This is a genomic window from Micromonospora sp. NBC_00362 (genome assembly GCF_026342155.1).
In the GTDB taxonomy this organism is placed as follows: domain Bacteria; phylum Actinomycetota; class Actinomycetes; order Mycobacteriales; family Micromonosporaceae; genus Micromonospora; species Micromonospora hortensis.
The window spans coordinates 5,067,453-5,087,548 of record NZ_JAPENH010000001.1 but is presented as its reverse complement, the minus strand read 5'-3'; the positions used below and the strand labels follow the sequence as shown (position 1 = coordinate 5,087,548).

Below are 20,096 nucleotides of genomic sequence, written 5' to 3'. Positions count from 1 at the left end.
CACCGTAGGTAGCGTTCGAAACCACCATCCGGGCCGGTATCGATGGTTACCCATCGGTAACGTCGCAATTCGTCATCGAGCGGACGGGCGCAGCTCCGCCTGATCGTCGTCGCCCCGGTCAGCCGCGTAACCCCGCACGTCCGGAGCGCCGAGGCGGGCCGCATCCGCCGCCGCGTCGTCCGGCATCAACTGGGACTGCCGCTCCGCCTCCACCCGCGCCCGGTAGTGCTCGACCTCGCGCGCCCGGGTGGCCGCGTCCCAACCGAGCACCGCGCCCATCAACTCGGCGGTGTGCTCCGCCGACTCCAGCCCCCGGTGGCTGGTCTCGAACGAGATCCGGGTTCGCCGGGTCAGCACGTCCTCCAGGTGCAGCGCGCCCTCGGCCCGCGCCGCGTAGGCGACCTCGGCCGCCAGATACTCCGGGGCACCCGCCAACGGGGACGCCAGCAGAGGATCGGCGTCGACAAGCGCCAGCAGGTCCAGGGTGAGGGTGCCGTACCGCTCCAGCAGGTGCTCCACCACACCCACCGGCACACCGTGCCGGCGCGCCAGGTCGGCCCGGTCCCGCCACATGGCCGGGTAGCCGTCGGCGCCGAGCAACGGCAGATCGGCGGTACGCGACGCGCGGGCGCCACCGAGCCGGCGAGCGGCCCGGTCGACCACGTCGGACGCCATCACCCGGTACGTCGTGTACTTGCCGCCGGCCACCAGCAGCAGCCCGAGCATCGGCTCGAAGACCGCGTGCTCCCGGGAGAGCTTCGAGGTCGAGTCGGCCTCGCCGGCCAGCAGTGGCCGCAGCCCGGCGTACACCCCCTCGATGTCGGCGGTGGTCAGCGGCCGGTCCAGCACGGTGTTGACCTGCTGGAGGAGGTAATCGATGTCGCGGGCCGACGCGGCCGGGTGGGAACGGTCCAGCCGCCAGTCGGTGTCAGTGGTGCCGATGATCCAGTGCCCGCCCCACGGGATGACGAAGAGCACCGAACTCGCCGTACGCAGGATGAGCCCCGTCTCGCCGGTGATCGCCGAGCGGGGCACCACCAGGTGCACCCCCTTGGAGGCGCGCACTCGGACGCCGGGCCGCAGGCCGACGTCGTTGAGCATCCGGGACATGTCGTCGCTCCACACACCGGTGGCGGCGATGACGGTGCGCGCCTGCACCTCGAACTCCGCGTCCGGCGAGCCCGGCGGCGCCTCCAGGTCCCGGACGCGGACGCCGGTCACCTCGCGCGCCTGCCGGATCAACCCGACGGCGCGGGCACTGCTCACCACAGTGGCACCGAGGCTGGCCGCGGTGCGGGCCAGGGTGACCACCAGCCGGGCGTCGTCGACCTGCCCGTCGTAGTAGCGGATCGCCCCGGCCAGCGCGTCGGCCCGCAGACTCGGGAAGATCCGCCGGGCGCCCTCCCGGGTCAGGTGCCGGTGCAGGGGCATGCCCCTGCCACCGCCGAAGATCCCGGCGAAGGCGTCGTACGCGGCCACGCCGGCGCCGTAGTAGGAACGGCGGAAGACCCGGGCCGGCAGGTCCCGCAGGCCCCGCCCGGCCGGCAGCGGCACCATGATCGGCACCGGGCGTACCAGGTGCGGCGCGAGCCGGGTGGCCAGCAGACCACGCTCGGTGAGTGCCTCGTGGACCAGGTGGAACTCCAACTGCTCCAGGTAGCGCAGGCCACCGTGGATGAGTTTGCTGGACCGGCTGGAGGTCCCGGCGGCAAGGTCACGCGCTTCGACCAGCGCCACCTTCAGGCCACGGGACGCCGCGTCCAGGGCGGTGCCGGCTCCGGTCACCCCGCCCCCGATGACCAGCACGTCGAAGCGCTCGGCACGCAGTCGACGCAGGTCGGACGCACGGCGGACCGGTGAGAGCTGACCGGCGACGGATCGGGAGATATTGGGGTCGCGCACCCGTCCACCGTAACCGTCGAGCCACCGTGTCGACATTCGCCGCCCGCTCCGCACCGCGCCTACCTGCTCCGAAGCGCACGACACGTCTCGCCACCCGGCCCATGCCGACCGATCGCAGATCTTGGACAGTTTCCGTCATCTCCTGACGGAAACTGTCCAAGATCTGCACGGTTCCTCGTAGCCCCGGAACCCGACGGTCGGGTCGAAACCCTTCCTCATAGTCGTAAGGTTCTCGGATGCAAGGTCAACCTGCGCACCCCGGCTACAGCGACCGCAGTTCCCCGTGGCCGGTGGTCGCGGCCGTGCTGGTCGGCTGCTGGACGGTGGCGGTCACAGTGGGAACCCAGACCGGTGGCTGGCTCACCGATCAGGTGCTGCTGGGCTTCGGACGGGACCGGTTCGGCTGGCTCTGGCCGGTGCTCGGCCTGGCCACCGTCGTGCTGGCCGGCACACCCGCCCTGCTGCTGGCCCTCCTGCCCCGGTCGGGCGCGGTCCGGGCCACCGGGCGGGCCTGGTTGATCGGGGCACTCGCGCTCGGCGTGCTCACAGTCCTGCGGGTCGTGCCGCCGGTGCACCACGAGGCATACCTCGCCGCGCTGGCCGGCGCCGCGTTGCTCAGCGCGCTCGCCGTGCGTTGGTCGGCGCGCCGCTGGGCGTACCCCGGGCTGATTGGCTCGGTCCGCGGCCCGGCACCCACCGGGAACAGCGACACCACGCGGCCCGAGGCCACCGGAGACGGCGACACCACGCGGCCCGCGCCCACCGGGAACAGCGACACCACACGGCCCGCAGCCACCGGGAACGGCGACACCACACGGCCCGAGGCCGCTGGGAACGCGGAGTCGGTCGGACGGCGCGTGCGCCAGCCCGACCCGGTGCCGCTGCTCGCTGTCGCCGCCGGGTTGGCGCTGCTGCTGCCGTGGGCCTGGCTGGGCGCGCTCGGCGGCCTCCTGGAGACCGCGCTCGCGCTGCTGGCGGCCGCCGCGCTCGGGGTGCTCGCCGCGACTCTGCTGGATGCCCCGTTCTGGTCGCTGTTCGCGGTTGGGCGACCGCCCCGGCCGGCTCGGCTGGTGCTGGTCGGCGGCCTGGTCGCCGGGGTGGCGCTGCTGCTGCTCGCGGCCGGGACCGGCCAGTCCGGCGCGCAGTTGCCCGCGCTGCTGACAGTGCCGCCGGTGGGTTTCGCACTGGCCGCGCTCTGGGCCGCGACCTGGCGGCCCACCGCCGACCCGGCCACCACAGACCCAGCCACCGCCGACCCGGCCACCCCCGACCCGGCCACCGCCAGCCCAGCCACCGCCGACCCGGCCACCACCAGCCCAGCCACCGCCAGCCCAGCCACCACCAGCCCAGCCACCACCAGCCCAGCCACCACCAGCCCAGCCACCACCAGCCCAGCCACCACCAGCCCAGCCACCACCAGCCCAGCCACCACCAGCCCAGCCACCACCAGCCCAGCCACCACCAGCCCAGCCACCACCAGCCCGGCCACCACCAGCCCAGCCACCACCAGCCCGGCCACCCCCGGCCCGGCCACCGCCGACCCGGTTGAGGCCACCCGCGCCGGCCGCACGGCGACCGGCTGGCTCGTGGGCCTGGCCGTGCTCGGCCCGTTGGCCTTCACCGACCCGGAAGAGATCAGCCTGCTGCTGGTCGGCACCCGGGACATCCCGTTCTGGGTGGCGGCCGCCAGCGGCGTCGGGCTCGCCGTCGCGGTAGTGGTCGCCATCGGGTACGCGGTGCTGCTCGCCCGACGCACGGCACGCACCCCGAACAGGCGGGTCGCCGCGGTGGCGGCCGTGGTGCTGCTGGTGGCGTTCGCGGTGGTCGACCTCGGCCCCGGCCAGCCGGGCCTGTACGGCGAGCGGCTGTTCGTGGTGCTGCGTACGCAGGCCGACCTGAGCGGCCTTCCGGCCGCAGCGCCGGGTCGGGCCGGGCGGGACGCCCGCGCGGCGGAGGTCTACCGGCGACTGGTGACGACCGCCGAGCAGAGCCAGGGTGACCTGCTGCGGGGGTTGAACCGGCTGCGCCTCGACCCGGTGTCGTACTACCTGGTCAACGCGGTCGAGGTGGACGGGGGCCCAGCGGTCCGTGCCTGGCTCGCCCGCCGGCCGGAGGTGGCGCGGGTGCTGGTCAGCCAGCGCCTGCGACCGCTGCCGGCCCCGGCCGGGCAGAACCGGGGCACGTTGCCCAAGCCCACCGGCCCGCAGTGGAACATCAGCCAGATCGGTGCCGACCGGGTGTGGTCCCAACTCCGGGTCACCGGCACGGGCATCGTGGTCGGCAGCTCCGACTCGGGGGTGGACGGCACCCATCCGGCGCTACGAGCCGGGTTCCGTGGTGGGGACGACTCCTGGTACGACCCGTGGGACGACACCCGGAGCCCGACCGACCAGGGCGGGCACGGCACCCACACGGTGGGCAGCGCGGTCGGGCGGGACGGCATCGGGGTGGCGCCGGACGCGCAGTGGGTGGGCTGCGTCAACCTGGACCGCAACCTGGGCAGCCCCGCGCACTACCTGGACTGCCTCCAGTTCATGTTGGCGCCCTTCCCAGCCGGCGGCGACCCGTTCACCGACGGCCGTCCGGAGCGCGCCCCGCAGGTGCTGACCAACTCGTGGGGCTGCCCGCCCATCGAGGGTTGCGACCAGCGCGTTCTGCGGCCGGCCACCGCCGCCCTCGACGCCGCCGGGATCTTCGTGGTCGCCGCGGCCGGTAACACCGGCCCGTGGTGCGCGTCGATCGACGATCCGCCCGCCCCGTACCCGGACGTGCTGACAGTGGGCGCGGTGGACGCCCAGCGGCGGGTCGCCGAGTTCTCCTCGCGTGGGCCGGTGCCGGGCGGCTCGGGTAAACCGGACGTGCTGGCGCCGGGGGTGGGGGTGGTGTCGGCCATGCCGGGCGGCACGTACGCCGCGTTGGACGGTACGTCGATGGCGACCCCGCAGGTGGCCGGGGTGGTCGCGCTGATGTGGTCGGCGAACCCGGCGCTGGTCGGTGACGTGACCCGGACCAGGCAGATCCTTCGGGACACTGCCACGGTGGCCACACCCACCTATCGCTCCGACAGTCCTTCCGACGCCTGCGGTACCCCGTCGAACGTCACCGGTGCCGGCCAAGTCGACGCCTACGCGGCCGTTCGCGCCGCCCAGCAATAGGCAGGTTTCCTTCCTGAAGCGCTGAGCCGGGCGTGCGGCTCGACAGTCGGTGATCTAGGGTCGGCGACCATGGACGCCGAGATCACCGTCACCGAGCTGACCGCCGACCTGGTCACCAGCGTCGTACAGCTCTGCCAGCAGGCTCTCGACCTGCCCGAGGACGCCGCCGAGGCGGCTTCCATCGTGGACGTGCTCTGGACCCGGGCCGCCGCCGAGCGGCCGGCGGTCGGGCTGGGCGCGTACCGGGGCGCGGACCTGGTGGGGGTGCTGATCTGTTCGGTGTCGTCGACCGAGCCGGGGATCGGGCACGTGGACCTGGTCGCGGTCCTTGCGGATCAGCGGCGTCGGGGCGTCGGCCGGACGCTGCTCCAGCGGGCCGAGCGGGTGCTCGCCGACCGCGGGGCGACCGAGGTGCTGCTGGCCGGAAACCCGCCGTACTACGCGTGGCCGGGAATCGACGTCCGCTACACGCCGGCGGTCTGCGCCGCACTCGCGCTCGGCTACCAGCAGGACCGGACCGCCTGGAACATGACCGCGGACCTGTCGTACGACGGGTCGCCGGCACTGCGGTCCACCGAGGCGACGGAGCAACGGCTGGCCGACCAGGGCGTCACGGTACGCCGGGCGGAGCCGGCGGACCTGCCGGCGCTGACCGCGTTCGCCCGGTCCACCTTCGGCGGAACGTGGGACGGTGAGCTGGCCGGGTCGGTGGGGCGTGCCGACGCCGGTTGCCACCTGGCGGAGCGCAACGGCGAGGTGCTCGGCTTCGCCGCGTACGGGTCGTCGCGGCCGAGTTGGTTCGGACCGATGGGCACCGCGCCGGCCGCGGAGGGCTCGGGCATCGGTGGGGTGCTGTTGCGGCGCTGCCTGCGCGACCAGCGGGCGGCGGGGCTGGACCGGGCACAGATCGGCTGGGTGGGACCGGTGCCGTTCTATTCGGGTAGCGCGGGCGCGTGGATCGAGCGGGTCTTTTTCCTGTACCGGCGAACCCTACCGACGGCATAACCGGGGCAAACAGGACAAAGATCCATTCGCCCGCATCGGCCATCGACGCCCCCTACCGTTTCGGTAGAGGAGGCAGCCATGACCACGGATGACAACCAGACCGAGGACGGCCCGCCGATCACCTGGAAACCGGTGGGTGAACTCCCCGGCCAACTGCCGTTCGACAGGCTCGACTACGGCGACGCCGAGCAACTGGCCGAGATGACCACCGAGGGCGAGCCGACGGTGGCCGAGGAACCGCAGGAGATGGTGGACGCGCCGATCAAACTGCCTCCGCCGTACAACCGGGCACAGAAGCGGCGCAACCAGCGCCCACTACCGACCTGACGACGAACGGGGCGGACCGCGTCAGCGGCCCGCCCCGTTCGGTGTCGGAACTGGACTCAGAAGTCCATGTCCCCGCCACCCGGGCCAGCCGGGGCAGCCGGGTTCTTCTCCGGCTTGTCCGCGACAACGGCCTCGGTGGTGAGGAAGAGCGCCGCGATGGAAGCGGCGTTCTGCAGCGCCGAACGCGTCACCTTGGCCGGGTCGATGATGCCCGCGGCCAGCAGGTCGACGTACTCGCCGTTGGCGGCGTTCAGACCGTGACCCGCTTCGAGGTTACGGACCTTCTCCACCACGACGCCGCCCTCAAGGCCGGCGTTGACGGCGATCTGCCGCAGCGGGGCGTCGAGCGCGACCTTGACGATGTTCGCACCGGTCGCCTCGTCGCCGACCAGGTCGAGCTTGTCGAAGGCGGTCTTGCCGGCCTGAACCAGCGCGACGCCACCACCCGGGACGATGCCCTCCTCGACGGCGGCCTTCGCGTTGCGAACGGCGTCCTCGATGCGGTGCTTGCGCTCCTTGAGCTCGACCTCGGTGGCCGCGCCGACCTTGATCACCGCAACGCCGCCGGCCAGCTTGGCCAGCCGCTCCTGCAGCTTCTCCCGGTCGTAGTCGGAGTCGCTCTTGTCGATCTCGGCCCGGATCTGGTTGACCCGGCCCTGGATCTGCTCGGCGTCACCGGCACCGTCGACGATGGTGGTCTCGTCCTTGGTCACCACGACCTTGCGGGCGCGGCCCAGCATGTCGAGGCTGGCGGCGTCGAGCTTGAGGCCGACCTCCTCGCTGATGACCTGGCCACCGGCGAGGATGGCGATGTCGGTCAGCATGGCCTTGCGGCGGTCACCGAAGCCCGGCGCCTTGACGGCGACCGACTTGAAGGTGCCACGGACCTTGTTGACCACCAGGGTGGCGAGGGCCTCGCCCTCCAGGTCCTCGGCGATGATCAGCAGCGGCTTGCCCGACTGCATGACCTTCTCCAGGATCGGGAGCAGGTCCTTCACCGACGAGATCTTGCTGTTGGCGATCAGGATGTACGGGTCGTCGAAGACGGCCTCCATACGCTCCGGGTCGGTCATGAAGTAGGCCGAGATGTAGCCCTTGTCGAAGCGCATACCCTCGGTGAGCTCAAGCTCCAGCCCGAAGGTGTTGCTCTCCTCGACGGTGATGACGCCTTCCTTGCCGACCTTGTCCATCGCCTCGGCGATGATCTCGCCGACGGTGCTGTCGCCAGCGGAGATGGAGGCGGTGGAGGCGATCTGCTCCTTGGTCTCGACGTCCTTGGCGAGCTTGGACAGCTCCTCCGAGACGCTCGCGACAGCGGCCTCGATGCCCCGCTTCAGGGCCATCGGGTTGGCGCCAGCGGCCACGTTGCGCAGGCCCTCGCGAACCAGGGCCTGGGCCAGGACGGTCGCCGTCGTCGTGCCGTCACCGGCAACGTCGTCGGTCTTCTTGGCGACCTCCTTGACCAGCTCAGCGCCGATCTTCTCGTACGGGTCCTCGAGCTCGATCTCCTTGGCGATGCTCACACCATCGTTGGTGATGGTGGGGGCACCCCACTTCTTCTCGAGCACGACGTTGCGGCCCTTGGGGCCGAGGGTCACCTTTACGGCGTCGGCGAGCTGGTTCATGCCCCGCTCGAGGCCGCGGCGCGCCTCTTCGTCGAACGCGATCATCTTGGCCATACGGCGTTGTCCTCCTGGACACTCACGGGCCACCCGAGATGTGTGCCCCGGATGGGCCGCCTGGTGTACGCACCTTGGGACGTCGCCACCTGGCGACGACGACGTCCTTCGGCCGGGCCGGATAGCCCGCGACGACCGGCCATGTGCCGCCCCGGTGTCTCCACACCGGTGCAACCTGGCCCCACCGTCCCGACCATTGGCACTCACGGTATGCGAGTGCCAATGACTTGTTTAGCACTCTCACCTGCCGAGTGCAAGCACGATGCCGCCGCTCAGCCGAGTTCCGCGGCCAGTCCAGCGCTGTTCACCGGTGCCTCATGGGCACGCTGCTCGGCGTACGTCACCAGCAGACCGATCATCTGCGCGAGGTGGGCCGGCAGGGCCAGCACGGCGGTGATCCCGATCACCACCACCGCTCCGGCGGCGGTACCCGCCGAGGAGAACGGATCCGTTCCGAGCGGGGAGGTGCCGATTCCTTCCAGGGCACCGGGGATCAGGGTGCCGACGATCACCGCGGCGGCCACCAGGGCCACCCGTCCGAGCAGCAGGCCGAGCCGGTCGTGGAACATCCGGAACGATCGACCGATCGGGTTGTGCCGTTCGAAGAGGTAGACCGGGCCGGCCATGCTCAGCGCGAAGGCCAGGTAGATGCCCGGCAGCACGCAGAAACAGACACCGACGCCGATGAGCAGACTGATCAACAGGGTCCAGCCCCACAGCCCGAGTGCCCGACGCAGGCCGTAGCGCAGCGCGGCCTCCAGGCTGGCCGGCTGACCGGCCGCCTGCTGGGTGATCACCCAGGTGCCGGCGGCCCACCCGACGGCCTGCACCAACCCGACCACCACACTGCCGCCGACCAGCAGGACGAGGAGGCTCAGCAGCTCGGCGGCGAAATTGTCCGGCAGCGCGGGGGTCGACGTCGATTCGGCCTGGGCGGCCCACTTCGCCGATGGGTCCAGCCCGAGGGAGACCACCGAGAGCACCGCCGCCGGCAGCACCTGGGTGAGCAGCATGATCGGCACCAACTGCCGCCAGCCCCGGCGCAGCGTTCCCCCGCACCGGTCGAACCAGCCGCCGATGCCGGCGCCGGGCGGCGTGACCAGGGCGTCGTTCGGGTCGAACCCGTGACCCGGCGGGTACCAGCCGACCGGCGGCCCCGGATACCACGGCTGCCCGCCGTAGGGACCCGACCCGGGCGGGTAACCCCCGGTGGGCGGGAACGCCCAGCCCTGCGGTGGCGGGGCCGCACCCCAGGCACCCTGCGCGGGATCCCAGCCGGGGGGCGGGGCGGCGGGGCCGGAGGACGGGCCGGCCGGGGGCATGCCCGGCCCCCAGCCGGGGGGCGGACCGGCGTGGCCGGGGCCGCCGGCTTGCGAGGACGGATCGGACGGGTCCGGCTCCCCCGACCCGGAGGAAGGAGTGTGCGGGGGTGACTGGTCGGTCATGAACGCTCCTCAGCTTTGGCTGGAACGGTTCACGATCTTCCCGGCTGAGTGCCCCTGCCGCAGCCCCGACTCACGGGCCGATCGGCCAGGAAGCTCAGCCGATGACGCGTACGTGCTCCGCCTGTGGGCCCTTCTGGCCCTGGGTGATCTCGAACTCGACCCGCTGACCGTCGTCCAGCGCCTTGTAACCGTCCATCTCGATCGCGGAGAAGTGAACGAACACGTCCTGACCGCCGTCGACGGCGATGAAGCCGTAGCCCTTTTCGGCGTTGAACCACTTCACGGAGCCCTGTGCCACGGTGCACTTCCCTCACTCTGCCCGGCGTTGCCTGATTCGGCGCACGGCACGGCCGGGCGCCCCGGACCACCGACTCAGCGATCGATGACCGCCATTAAATAAGGTGGCCGAAATCGCACGCTACACGAGGAGTGACGGCCGCGCACTGCCACAAATCAGACACACTTCGGGGCGTCCCGGGCGCGCTGATCGGCCGGGTTCCCCAGCCATCGGATTCGCCCGCGTCATTGCGGAGAGGGGCAGGGTCGCAGGGCAGCCCTCGAGATGATCGCGATCGGGCCCAGCTCGCGAAACGCCATCCCCGCCCTGTGGTAGGCATGCGGACATGACCACCGACATGGGCTCGCCGGCCCTACGGCTCGCGGAGATCCGCCGGGTCCGGCCGGAGGACGCCGCCCGGATGCGGGCGCTGCGCCTGGAGATGCTCGCCGACGCGCCGTTGGCCTTCCTGGAGACCCTGGCGGACGCGGCGGCCCGACCGCACAACGAGTTCGCCGCCCGGGTCGCGTACACCTCGGCCGGTGCCGGTAACGCGCAGTTCGTCGCCGACCCGGGCGGCCGGCTGGTCGGGCACGCCGGTGGCACGACCCACCCGAACGAACCGGGGCTGACCGTGATCTACGCCGTGTACGTCACGCCGACCTGGCGCGGCAGCGGCCTGCTCGGCGAGCTGATCGACGGGGTGGCCGCCTGGTCGCGAGCCTGTGGCCGACCTGAGCTGCTGCTGGAGGTGGTGGTCGGCAACGACCGCGCCTACCGCGCCTACCAGCGCCTGGGCTTCGAGGACACCGGGGTACGAGTCCCCCACCCGAACATCCCAGCCCTCACCGAGCTACAGATGCGCCGAACAGCCTGACCCACAAACCACCTCCAACGATCACCACCGCCACGCGGACGGCCGGCGCGCGCCGCCCAGCCGTGATGATCACGCTCGATCCGGGATGTAGTGGTCATCATCCGACCAGAGGCCACTACTTCCTGGGTCGAGCACGATCACGGGAAAGCAGAGGCTCCGGGCCGGACACGCCGACGACCACCGCGCCCACGGCGGGTTTCCGGGGCAGCCCGACCCGGAAACCCCCACCGCGACTAGAGATCAAACATGACGCCGCGACTGCACGATCCGGAACCGGTTCGCCACATAAGCCCCGTCGGTCAGCGCCGAGTTGGCCGCCGCGTTGGCCCCACTGCCGTGGAAGTCGGAGAACGCCGCCGACTGGTTGACGAAGACGCCCCCGGTGAGGTTGCAGGACAGGTGAACCCCGACCTCGACCGCCACCGCCTCGGTTGCGTCAAGCACTGCCTCGTCGGTCGAGTAGACCCCGGCGGTGAGCGCGCCCTTCTCGCCGACCGTCCGGCGCAGCAGCTCCAGGCTGTGCGTGGTGGAGTCGGTAGCGATGGCGAACGAGATCGGCCCGAACCACTCCCGGCCGTACGTCTCCGCGTCGTCAGCGGCCAGCTTCACGATCGTCGGGGTACGCACCACCGCGTCGGCGTACGACGGGTGGGCCACGGCCCGCGACTCCAGCACCGGCTCGCCGACCTTGGTCACCTCGGCCAGCCGCTCCAGCACCCCGTCGTTGACGATGGCGCCGGTCAGCTCCACACCTCGGGCCGGGTCGGCGGTGAGCTTGCCGACCGCTGCGGCGATTCCGCCGGCCACCTCGTCGAAGCTCTTGTGGCCCTGGTCGGTCTCGATGCCCCCGGCCGGGATGAGGATGTTCTGGGAGGTGGTGCACATCTGCCCGCTGTAGAGGGTCAGCGTGAACCCGAGGTTGCGGCACATGCCGGCGAAGTCGTCGGTGGAGTCGATGACGACGGTGTTGAGGCCGGCCTTCTCGGTGTAGACCGATGCCTGCCGCGCGTGCGTCTCCAGCCAGTCGCCGTACTCGGTGGAGCCGGTGAAGTCGACGATCCGGATCGCCTGGTGCAGGGCCAGGTCGCTGGCGAGCTTCTCACCGGGCGCCTCGGCCGCCAGCATGATCAGGTTCGGGTCGAACCCGGCCTCGGCGAGCACCTCCCGGGCGTACTTCACTGTGATGGCCAGCGGCAGCACCGCGCGCGGGTGCGGCTTGACGATCACCGGGTTGCCGGTGACCAGCGAGGCGAACAGCCCAGGGTACGAGTTCCAGGTCGGGAAGGTGTTGCAGCCGATCACCAGCGCCACCCCACGCGGCACCACGTGGAACGTCTTGGTCATCCGCAGCGGGTCGCCCTTGCCGGCGGCCTTCTCCCAGCCGGCCGTGCCCGGGTGGCGGGTCATCTCGGCGTACGCGTACGCCAGCGCTTCCAACGCCCGGTCCAGCGCGTGCGCGCCACCGGCCTGGAAGGCCATCACGAACGCCTGCCCGCTGGTGAACTGCACAGCGTTGGCCAGCTCGAAGATGTGCTTGTGCAGCCGGTCGAGGATCTCCAGGCAGACGCCGACCCGGGCCTGCGGGCCGGCGTCGCGCCACGCCGGCAGCGCGGCGGAGGCGGCGCTGATCAGCTCACCGGGGCCGGCGTGCGGGTAACGCACCGCCAACTCCACCCCGAACGGGCTCGTCTCGGTGGCGACCCGAACGCCCGCGCCGGGCTGGTCGAGCGGGAAGTCACCACCGAGGTACGCCTCGAAGGCGGCCTTACCGTCGGCGGCGGCGGTCTCGCCGTACACCCGGGGGCTGGGGGATTCGGGATAGGCGGACCAGTAGCCCCGCTCCGTGATCGCGGTCAGCGCACGGTTGAGGGTGTCGGCGTGCCTGTCGTACAGGGGATGCGGGGTCTCCGTCATGCCCGCCATCATGCCTGAGTCCGGTCCGCGAGCAGTAGCGCGAATGCCCGACAGCGGCTCATGCCTGAGTCCGGTCCGCGAGCAGTAGCGCGAATGCCCGACAGCGGCTCATGCCTGAGTCCGGTCCGCGAGCAGTAGCGCGAATGCCCGACAGCGGCTCATGCCGCAGTCGACGTCCCGAGCAGTAGCGCCAATGGCCGACGGCACGAGGTTGCTCGCGGCGGCAGCGGGTAACCGCGGGCCTCCGGCCAGGAAAGCCGGCCAGGGGAGGGCGGCGGGTGAGGATCACCGAGATCCGGGTGCACGGGGTCGCCGACAAGGGGCCCGAGACGATCCTCGACCGACCGATCGTCGCGCGGGTCGCGGGAGACGACAACGCCGGCTTCTACCGGCCGCGGCCCGGCTACGGTGCCGCCGCGGACCGCAACGGGGTGACGCTTGAGGCGTACCGCTGGAGCAGGCTGACCGGCGGGACCGCCACCCGGACGTTCTCCCTGGTCCTGCTCTTGCCGTTCATGCTCAGCAACATCGCGGCCTGGATGCTGCCGGTCACCGGACGCGGCGGCCACGCCGCGCGGGCGCTGTGCCGACTGTTGGCAGCGACGATGACCGCGATGTACGTGCTCTCCACCGTCGGGGTGTCAGTCGACCTGATCGCGTGGCAGTGCGCGGCCTACCCGAGGTGCCTGGAGGGGCGGCGGGAGTTGTCGTGGCTGGGCGACGTGCCGCCCGGGCAGCGGCTGGCGCTGCTTGCCGTACCGCCGATCCTCGCGATCTTCCTGATCTGGCGACTCGGTGCCCGGAGCTGGCAGCTCCCCGAGGACAGCGACCACGCGCCCGGGGTGGGTGCGGACCGGCTCGACGCGCCCGCTTTCTGGGACACCCGCTCGCTGCTGCGCCGCCTGCGCTCGGTGCACGTCGCGGTGGCGTTGGGCACGCTCGACATCACTCTGCTGTTGGTCCTGGCACCGCACGACGCGACGGTGCCCGGCTGGCTGCTGCTGGCCGCGGACGTGGCGCTGCTCGCCGGCGCGGTGGTGCTGCTCTGCCGGCCGGCGATAGAACGGCGCGGAGAGCAGGACCAGCGGAGTCCGCGGACGATCCGCTGGGTGGCCGTGGCACTCACCGCGCTGACAGTGGGCTACGCGGTGGTGCCACGGTCGCCGTGGAAGGCCGAGGGGATGTTGCCGGGGTACGGGCTGCTGGTGGCCGGGCTGTTCGCCGGGCAGGTGGTGCTGCTCGCGATGCTCGGCCTGGTGGTGGCGGTGCAGCGCCGTTCCCTCCCCCGCCCCTTCTTCCTGCTGGCCGGGTTGGGGGCGCCGGTGCTGATAACTGTCGCGATCGGGCTGGGCGTCGCCTACTCCTCGGGCCTGACCTACGGGCTCGCCGAGTATCTGGACCGTGGGTCCAGCCCGACGCCCGCACGGCCGCTGCCGCCCGGCGCGCCACCGTTGTCGCCGCCGATCGCCTACCGCTGGGTCACCCTCGGCTTCACCCTCGCAGTGCTCCTGGTGGTCGTGACGGCAGTGCTCGTGCCCCGGCTTCGCCGTGCTCGTCGCCGTCGGGAGGCCGAGGAGCTGATCCGGCGGGACTATCCGGAAGCCTCCCGGGCGGCCCCGGAACGGGTCCGGGCCGTCCGCGACGCGGTCGTGCGCGCCCGACTGACGGATCGGCTCGGAGGGCTGTTGGCCACCGCGTACGTGGTGTTGGCGCTGCTCACCCTGGCTGCGGCCGGGCTCTCGGTGATCGGTCCCGGCCCGGGTGCGCTCGCGCTGCGACTCGGCGGCGAGTCGCTGGCCCGTCCGGTGATCTTCGTGACCGACCTGGGCGCCCTGCTGATCGGGTTGTTCGCCACGGTCCTCGCGATAATGGGACTTGTCGCCTACCGTTCCGGCGCGATCCGGCTGGTCGGGGTGCTCTGGGAGCTGGCCACCTTCTGGCCGCGTGCCGCGCATCCGCTCGCCCCGCCGTGCTACGTCGAGCGGGCGGTCCCCGAGCTGACCCGCCGGATCGGGCAGCTCACCGCCGACGGGAACGCGGTGCTGCTGTCCGGGCAGAGTCACGGCAGCGTGCTCGCGGCGGTGACGATCCTTCAACTGCCCGACCACTGCCGCCGGCGGGTGGCCCTGCTCACCTACGGCTCCCCGCTCGGCAACCGGTACCGGCGGATCTTCCCGGCGTACGTCAGCGACGAGATGTTGCGCGAGGTCGGCAGCCGGTTGGCCTGGCGGTGGATCAACCTGTGGCGGTACACCGACGCGGTGGGCGGAGCGGTGTTCGTCCCGTTCGTCGACGGACCCGACGACCCCGCCGCCCGGGTCGACCGTCGGGTACGGGATCCGAAAGGGCTGCTCATCCCACCGACCGACACCGTGCCTCCGCCGGTGCAGGGCCACCGGTTCACTCCCGACGACGACTTCCACGCCGCGGTCGGCGAACTGGTCGAGCGCCTGGAACGGACGGACGGGTGACCTGTCGACTCAGAGGGTGAGCTGCCAGTCGGTCCAGCGGTCCACCGGGCGGAAGCCGAGCTGTTCGTTGATCGACACCATGTAGCTGTTGCTGGCCGCGTTGAAGGTGTCGATCACCCGTACCGCCGGCTCGTGGGTGAGCAGGTGGTGCAGGTTTTCCGCCTTGGCGATGAGGCCGAGCCGGTGCCCACGGTGGGCCGGGTCGACGATGGTGATCTGCTGGAACGCGTGCCAGTCGGCGGAGGCGCCCACGTCCAGCAGCGTCCAGGCGACCAGCCGACCGGACGCCTCGTGCCGCATCCCGAGGTGGTAGCGCCGCCGGCCCCGGGCGTCCAGTGCCCGCTCGTTGCCACGGATCCGCTCGGCGTCCACCTGCTCCGGCTCCCACTGCACGTCGCCCATGGGCGCGTCCATCAGCAGCCGGCCGTCGAGGTAGGCGATGTCAGCCACGTACTCCTGTGGGGTGGAGCCCTGCCAGCAGACGGAGTGATAGCCCTCGGCTCGCGGTCGGGCCTCGGCGAGCGCCGCCCGCAGAGCGACCCGGTCGATCTCGCCGACGTCGAGCCGGCGACGCACCTCGGCGAGGGCGGGTTGGGCGCCGGTCGCGGCGGCGAACGCGTCACCGGCCACGCTTCGGGCAGCGCCGCCGGGCAGCGCGGAGACGGCCATCGCCACCACCCGCTTGCGGCAGTGCTCGCGGAGCAGGCGCAGCCCGTACTCGTGCAGGGCCCGGCCGACGCCCCGGCGCCGCAGCCGCGGATGCACCAGCAGCTCGGCGGTGGCGTTGTCGGGGTTGTCGAGCTGCGGCAGGTCCAGTTGGAGGTAGCCGGCCGGCACGCCGTCCAGGCGGGCCAGCGCCCAGAGCGACCGGGTGCCGGGCATCGGCGAGTGGAACATCGCGTCGAAGCGACGCCGGCAGAAGGGCGGGAAGTCCGGGAGATCAGCGTCGTTGGCCGCCGACCCGATCCGGTACGCCTCGTCGACCGGCGTCCGGTCGGCGCCGTCGAACGACGCGATCGTGATGCTCATGCCGGTGAGCGTGCACCCTACAAAAGCGATCGGGCCAGCGAATTACTCGCTGGCCCGATCGAACGTTGGTCGGGAGGGACACTCGCACAACGCCTCCGGCGTTGGGTCGCAAGAACTTCAAAAGTCTTCGGCGAAATGCCCTCCCGCACGGAGCATCTTGCGCCGTCCGGTTCCTGCCGTCAAGTCCGTAGCGGCGGGTTTTCCACACTCACAGCGAAAACCCAGTTACCGACTGATCGACTCCGCCCGGGTCCGAGCGAGCCCGTCAGCCCAGGAGGCCGGCGTCGCGGGCAGCGCGCAGCGAGGGCTTTATGTGGTGGGTCGGCCCGACCTGGCCGGCTACCGCGTCGATGGTCTTCAGACCCTCGCCGGTGTTGAACACGACGGTCTCGGCCGTCGGGTCGAGCCGACCGGACTCGACCAGCTTGCGCAGCACGGCCACCGTGACCCCACCAGCGGTCTCGGCGAAGACCCCTGTGGTACGGGCCAGATCGCGGATGCCCGCGCGGATCTCGTCGTCGTCGGCGTACTCCATCCAGCCGCCGGTGCGGCGGACCGCCTCCAGGGCGTAGAGGCCGGCCGCCGGGTCGCCGATGTTGAGCGACTTGGCGATGCCGGTGGGCTTGACCGGGACGATCGTGTCGGTCTCGGCGTGCAGGGCGACGGCGATCGGGTTGCAGCCGGCGGACTGCGCGCCGAAGACCTTCCAGCCGTCGGCGGGCGCCTCGACCAGGCCGATCTCCACCAGCTCGGAGAACGCCTTGTCAATCTTGGTGAGCAGCTCGCCGCTGGCCATCGGGATGACCACCTGCGCCGGGATCCGCCAGCCGAGCTGCTCGGCCACCTCGTAGCCGAGGGTCTTGGAGCCCTCCGCGTAGTACGGCCGGACGTTCACGTTGACGAACGCGGTGTCCTCGAATTCGTCGGTCTCCACCAGCTCACCGCAGAGCCTGTTGACATCGTCGTACGAGCCGTCGATGGCGACCAGTTCGCCGCCGTAGACGGCTGTGGTGATGACCTTGCCCTGCTCCAGGTCGCTGGGGATGAAGACCACCGAGGGCGCACCGGCGCGGGCAGCGTGGGCGGCCACCGAGTTGGCCAGGTTGCCTGTCGACGCGCAGGCGAACCGGCTGAAGCCGAGCGCCTTGGCAGCGGTGAGCGCCACCGAGACGACCCGGTCCTTGAACGAGTGGGTGGGGTTGGCGCTGTCGTCCTTGACCCAGAGCGGCGCGGTGATGCCCAATTCGGCGGCGAGATGCGGGGCCGCCACCAGTGGGGTCAGGCCCGGGTCGAGGGTGACCCGGCTGGCCGGGTCCTGACCGGCGGGGAGCAGCGCGGCGTACCGCCAGATGTTGTTCGGGCCGGCCTCGATCTGCTCGCGGGTGACGGCGGCCAGCGCGGCGGTGTCGTAGTCGACTTCCAGCGGGCCGAAACACTCGTAACAGGCGTGCTGGGCGGCGAGCGGGTAGCGGGCCGAACAGGCACGGCAGACCAGGGCGCGGGCGGGGCTGGCGGAGGTGTCGATGCCGGAGGCGACGAGCGTCGACGTCATGTCGAGGGTCCTCTCATCTTTCCCCGCATCGCACGGTGCGGCGGGGACGGAATTGGCACCTGCCCCGCGGGTCGCTCAGCGGTGAGCGCGCGGGGTGGTTGCCGGGGCGTCGTCGGGCCGTATCCCTCAGCCCCTCTGGATGAGGTATTCAGTTGTGCCGTCGAGTCTAGGACAACGCTGTCGGTCGCTGCTACCGCTGATCCCAGGTAGTGGGTCAGCGGGCGCTCACCGCCACCGGGTCGGTCACCGCGATCGGATCCGTCACCGCGCTCGGCCGGGGCAGCGACGTGGTCCGGGGCCGGGCGGCGAGGTTCGCGGCGACCAGGGCGGCGATCGTGATGGCGGCCCCGACCAGTTCGACGGGCTCCGGGCGGTAGCCGCGGGCGATCTGCACCGCGAAGGTGGTCACCGGAACCAGGTTCATGAACAGCGCGGCGTTGGCGGCGCCGAGCCGCTGCACACCGGTGTTCCAGGCCAGGACCGCGATCACGGCGCCCACCAGCACGGCGTACGCCAGTTGCGGGGCGACCGCCACGAGGTCGGCGGCGGCCGGCGCGTGCTGCCAGCCGACGGCGTCGGCGCCGACGCTCAGGACGAGCATGGCGGCCGTGCCGGCGAGCGCGGTCAGTGTGGTGAAGCGCAGCGGGGACCACTCGCCGAACCGGCTCGCGCCGTGGGTGTAGATGCCCCAGCCCAGCACCGCGCCGATCATCATGAGCCCGCCGAGGCCGAACTGGCCGAGCCCGGCCAGGCTGCCGCGCGTGATCACCAGACCGACGCCGAGGAGCGCCACCAGGGAGAGGGCCAGCAGGAGTGGCTTCGGGCGTACGCCGTCGCGGGCCCAGCGGACGAGCTGGGTGATCACCGGCGTGGTGGCCACGAAGAGGGAGATCTGCTGCGGGGCGGCGTGTTCGAGCGCCAGGTTGGTGAGCAGGTTGAAGCCCGCGAAGCCGACCACTCCGAGCCCCACCACCTCCAGCGCCCGGCCACCGTGCCGGAGCGCGCCGGCACCCTCGCGGAGCAGCAGGATGGCGACCAGGACGACGGCGGCCAGCAGGTAGCGCGCGGTGGTCAGGTTGAGCGGGTCGACCCGGTCGAGCGCGCTGGCCAGGATCGGGAACATCACGCCCCAGCCGAGCACGGCGACCAGTGGGTACGCGGTGGCGCGGGATCGCATCGGCAACTCCAATGTTCGAGTATCGTCGAACCAACGACACCGACCCTAGGGCGTCGTTCGATCGTTGTCGAACAAGGGTTACACTGGTCACATGGAGCCGCACGAGCCCGACCTGACCGCCGTACCGGTCACCAGCGTGTTGGCCGCACTCGCCGACGACGTGCGGCTACAGATCGTCCGGGCGCTCGCCGAGGGCGGCGAGGCCGCCTGTGGCAGTTTCGACTTCGGCGTCTCCAAGGCGACCCGCAGCCACCACCTCAAGGTGCTGCGCGAGGCGGGGCTGACCCGGACCCGGGCGGCCGGCACCAGCCGACTGGTCCGGCTCCGCCGGGACGAGGTGGACGAGCTCTACCCCGGCCTGCTGGACGCGGTCCTCACCCAGCGCCCGCCGGCGTAGACGAGCCGCGCCTGTGTCAGGTACGGCGCAACCCGCGCCGATCTTGCGCTTTGTGTAGTCGGTATGGGTGGTTAAGCGCCTTATGTCGGCACAGAAAGTGCAAGATCGCGGAGCCGGCCCGGCGGCGCGGGAGAGCCGGCGAGGTCGGGGCCGGGCGGCGGTGTGCCCCGCACGTGGGCGAGGATCAACAGATGATCTCCCCCGACACGGCAGCACGGCGACGCGTCACCGCTACGGTCGCGATGGCTCTCGCGCTCGGCGGCTGCACTCCCGGCGACCATCGGGGCCAGGGCGGGGACCCGAGCGGGCCGCCCCCTGCGGCGAGGGCGGAAGCGGGCCCGTCCTCCAGCACCGAGCCGTCGGCCGAGTGCCCGGCCACCGGCGTTCGGATCCGGTCGACCGGCGGGGACGCCGCGATGGGCCTGCGCGCCCTCGGCCTGGAGCTGGTCAACTGCGGCGAGCACCCCTACCAGCTCAACGGGTACCCGGTGCTGCACGTGTTCGACGAAGCGCGCGAGCCGGTCATGCTGCGGGTGGTCAACGGCGCCAAGGAGATCACCTTGGGCTTCGACCAACCACCCCGGCAGGTCACCCTCGCCGCCGGGGAGCGGGCCACAGCAGTGGTGCTCTGGCGCAACCTGGTCACCGACTCGACAGTGGTCGCCACAAACGGCGAGTTCCTGACCGTGGCGCCCGCCGCCGGGCAGCCGGCCGCGGAGGTCGACCCGGACGGGCCGATCGACCTCGGCAACACCGGCCGGATCGGCGTCAGCGCCTGGAAGAAGGCCGACCCGTCCACGCCGGCGCCGACCCGTCCGAGCCCGCCGCCGGCGCCGAGCGTGGTCCCTTCCTCGGTGAGCCCGCCCGACAGCCGCCTGTGAGCCGACCC

Annotated in this window: 15 protein-coding genes and 1 riboswitch; of the genes, 7 read left to right on the top strand and 8 right to left on the bottom strand. The window is 71.9% G+C overall.

Annotated features, from left to right (window positions below):
* Positions 1-72: 72 nt before the first annotated feature.
* Entirely contained in the window at positions 73-1,887 is a 1,815-nt protein-coding gene (locus OG992_RS23410) for a glycerol-3-phosphate dehydrogenase/oxidase (protein WP_266305261.1), read from the bottom strand.
* Positions 1,888-2,138: 251 nt separating this feature from the next.
* Between OG992_RS23410 and OG992_RS23405 the strand changes: the two genes are divergently transcribed.
* From OG992_RS23405 to OG992_RS23395, 3 genes are all read left to right on the top strand, one after another.
* Positions 2,139-5,057 (top strand): S8 family serine peptidase, encoded by a 2,919-nt coding sequence (locus OG992_RS23405; protein ID WP_266304318.1) that lies wholly within the window; start codon positions 2,139-2,141, stop codon positions 5,055-5,057.
* 69 nt (positions 5,058-5,126) lie between these two features.
* A complete protein-coding gene (locus tag OG992_RS23400) occupies positions 5,127-6,062 on the top strand; it encodes a GNAT family N-acetyltransferase (protein ID WP_266304317.1) in 936 nt (311 codons plus the stop codon).
* A gap of 78 nt (positions 6,063-6,140) precedes the next feature.
* On the top strand, positions 6,141-6,389 hold the full coding sequence (locus OG992_RS23395) for a hypothetical protein (RefSeq protein ID WP_266304316.1): 249 nt from the start codon (positions 6,141-6,143) through the stop codon (positions 6,387-6,389).
* A gap of 56 nt (positions 6,390-6,445) precedes the next feature.
* Here the strand turns inward: OG992_RS23395 and groL are convergent, their stop codons facing one another.
* The 3 genes from groL to OG992_RS23380 form a co-directional block, all read right to left on the bottom strand.
* Positions 6,446-8,068, bottom strand: a complete 1,623-nt coding sequence (gene groL / locus OG992_RS23390; protein ID WP_088950420.1) for a chaperonin GroEL — start codon at positions 8,066-8,068, stop codon at positions 6,446-6,448.
* 272 nt (positions 8,069-8,340) lie between these two features.
* Positions 8,341-9,513 (bottom strand): hypothetical protein, encoded by a 1,173-nt coding sequence (locus tag OG992_RS23385; RefSeq protein WP_266304315.1) that lies wholly within the window; start codon positions 9,511-9,513, stop codon positions 8,341-8,343.
* Between the two features lie 94 nt (positions 9,514-9,607).
* Positions 9,608-9,811, bottom strand: coding sequence for a cold-shock protein (locus OG992_RS23380; RefSeq protein ID WP_091402914.1), 204 nt, complete (start codon positions 9,809-9,811; stop codon positions 9,608-9,610).
* A gap of 325 nt (positions 9,812-10,136) precedes the next feature.
* Here OG992_RS23380 and OG992_RS23375 point away from each other — a divergent pair, with 325 nt between their 5' ends.
* Positions 10,137-10,667: a GNAT family N-acetyltransferase gene (locus OG992_RS23375; RefSeq protein ID WP_266304314.1), complete on the top strand. Its 531-nt coding sequence runs from the start codon at positions 10,137-10,139 to the stop codon at positions 10,665-10,667.
* 240 nt (positions 10,668-10,907) lie between these two features.
* On the opposite strand, the gene paaN is transcribed toward OG992_RS23375, so the two are convergent.
* Positions 10,908-12,581, bottom strand: a complete 1,674-nt coding sequence (gene paaN / locus OG992_RS23370) for a phenylacetic acid degradation protein PaaN (protein ID WP_238683083.1) — start codon at positions 12,579-12,581, stop codon at positions 10,908-10,910.
* A 278-nt stretch (positions 12,582-12,859) separates the two neighbouring features.
* Between paaN and OG992_RS23365 the strand changes: the two genes are divergently transcribed.
* Positions 12,860-15,052 carry a hypothetical protein gene (locus tag OG992_RS23365; RefSeq protein WP_266304313.1) on the top strand — a complete coding sequence of 731 codons (2,193 nt, stop codon included), beginning with the start codon at positions 12,860-12,862 and terminating at the stop codon, positions 15,050-15,052.
* 9 nt (positions 15,053-15,061) lie between these two features.
* Here the strand turns inward: OG992_RS23365 and OG992_RS23360 are convergent, their stop codons facing one another.
* From OG992_RS23360 to OG992_RS23350, 3 genes are all read right to left on the bottom strand, one after another.
* Positions 15,062-16,081, bottom strand: a complete 1,020-nt coding sequence (locus OG992_RS23360; protein ID WP_266304312.1) for a GNAT family N-acetyltransferase — start codon at positions 16,079-16,081, stop codon at positions 15,062-15,064.
* A 265-nt stretch (positions 16,082-16,346) separates the two neighbouring features.
* The gene (thrC, locus tag OG992_RS23355) at positions 16,347-17,633 is read right to left on the bottom strand and encodes a threonine synthase (protein ID WP_210780906.1); all 1,287 of its coding nucleotides are present in this window, start codon (positions 17,631-17,633) and stop codon (positions 16,347-16,349) included.
* A 10-nt stretch (positions 17,634-17,643) separates the two neighbouring features.
* Positions 17,644-17,779, bottom strand: a riboswitch (SAM riboswitch).
* Between the two features lie 68 nt (positions 17,780-17,847).
* Positions 17,848-18,810, bottom strand: coding sequence for a DMT family transporter (locus OG992_RS23350; protein WP_238683080.1), 963 nt, complete (start codon positions 18,808-18,810; stop codon positions 17,848-17,850).
* 91 nt (positions 18,811-18,901) lie between these two features.
* Between OG992_RS23350 and OG992_RS23345 the strand changes: the two genes are divergently transcribed.
* Positions 18,902-19,207 (top strand): helix-turn-helix transcriptional regulator, encoded by a 306-nt coding sequence (locus OG992_RS23345; protein WP_238683079.1) that lies wholly within the window; start codon positions 18,902-18,904, stop codon positions 19,205-19,207.
* Positions 19,208-19,398: 191 nt separating this feature from the next.
* Complete coding sequence (locus tag OG992_RS23340; RefSeq protein ID WP_266304311.1) at positions 19,399-20,088, top strand: DUF4232 domain-containing protein; 690 nt, start codon at positions 19,399-19,401, stop codon at positions 20,086-20,088.
* The last annotated feature ends 8 nt before the right edge of the window (positions 20,089-20,096 follow it).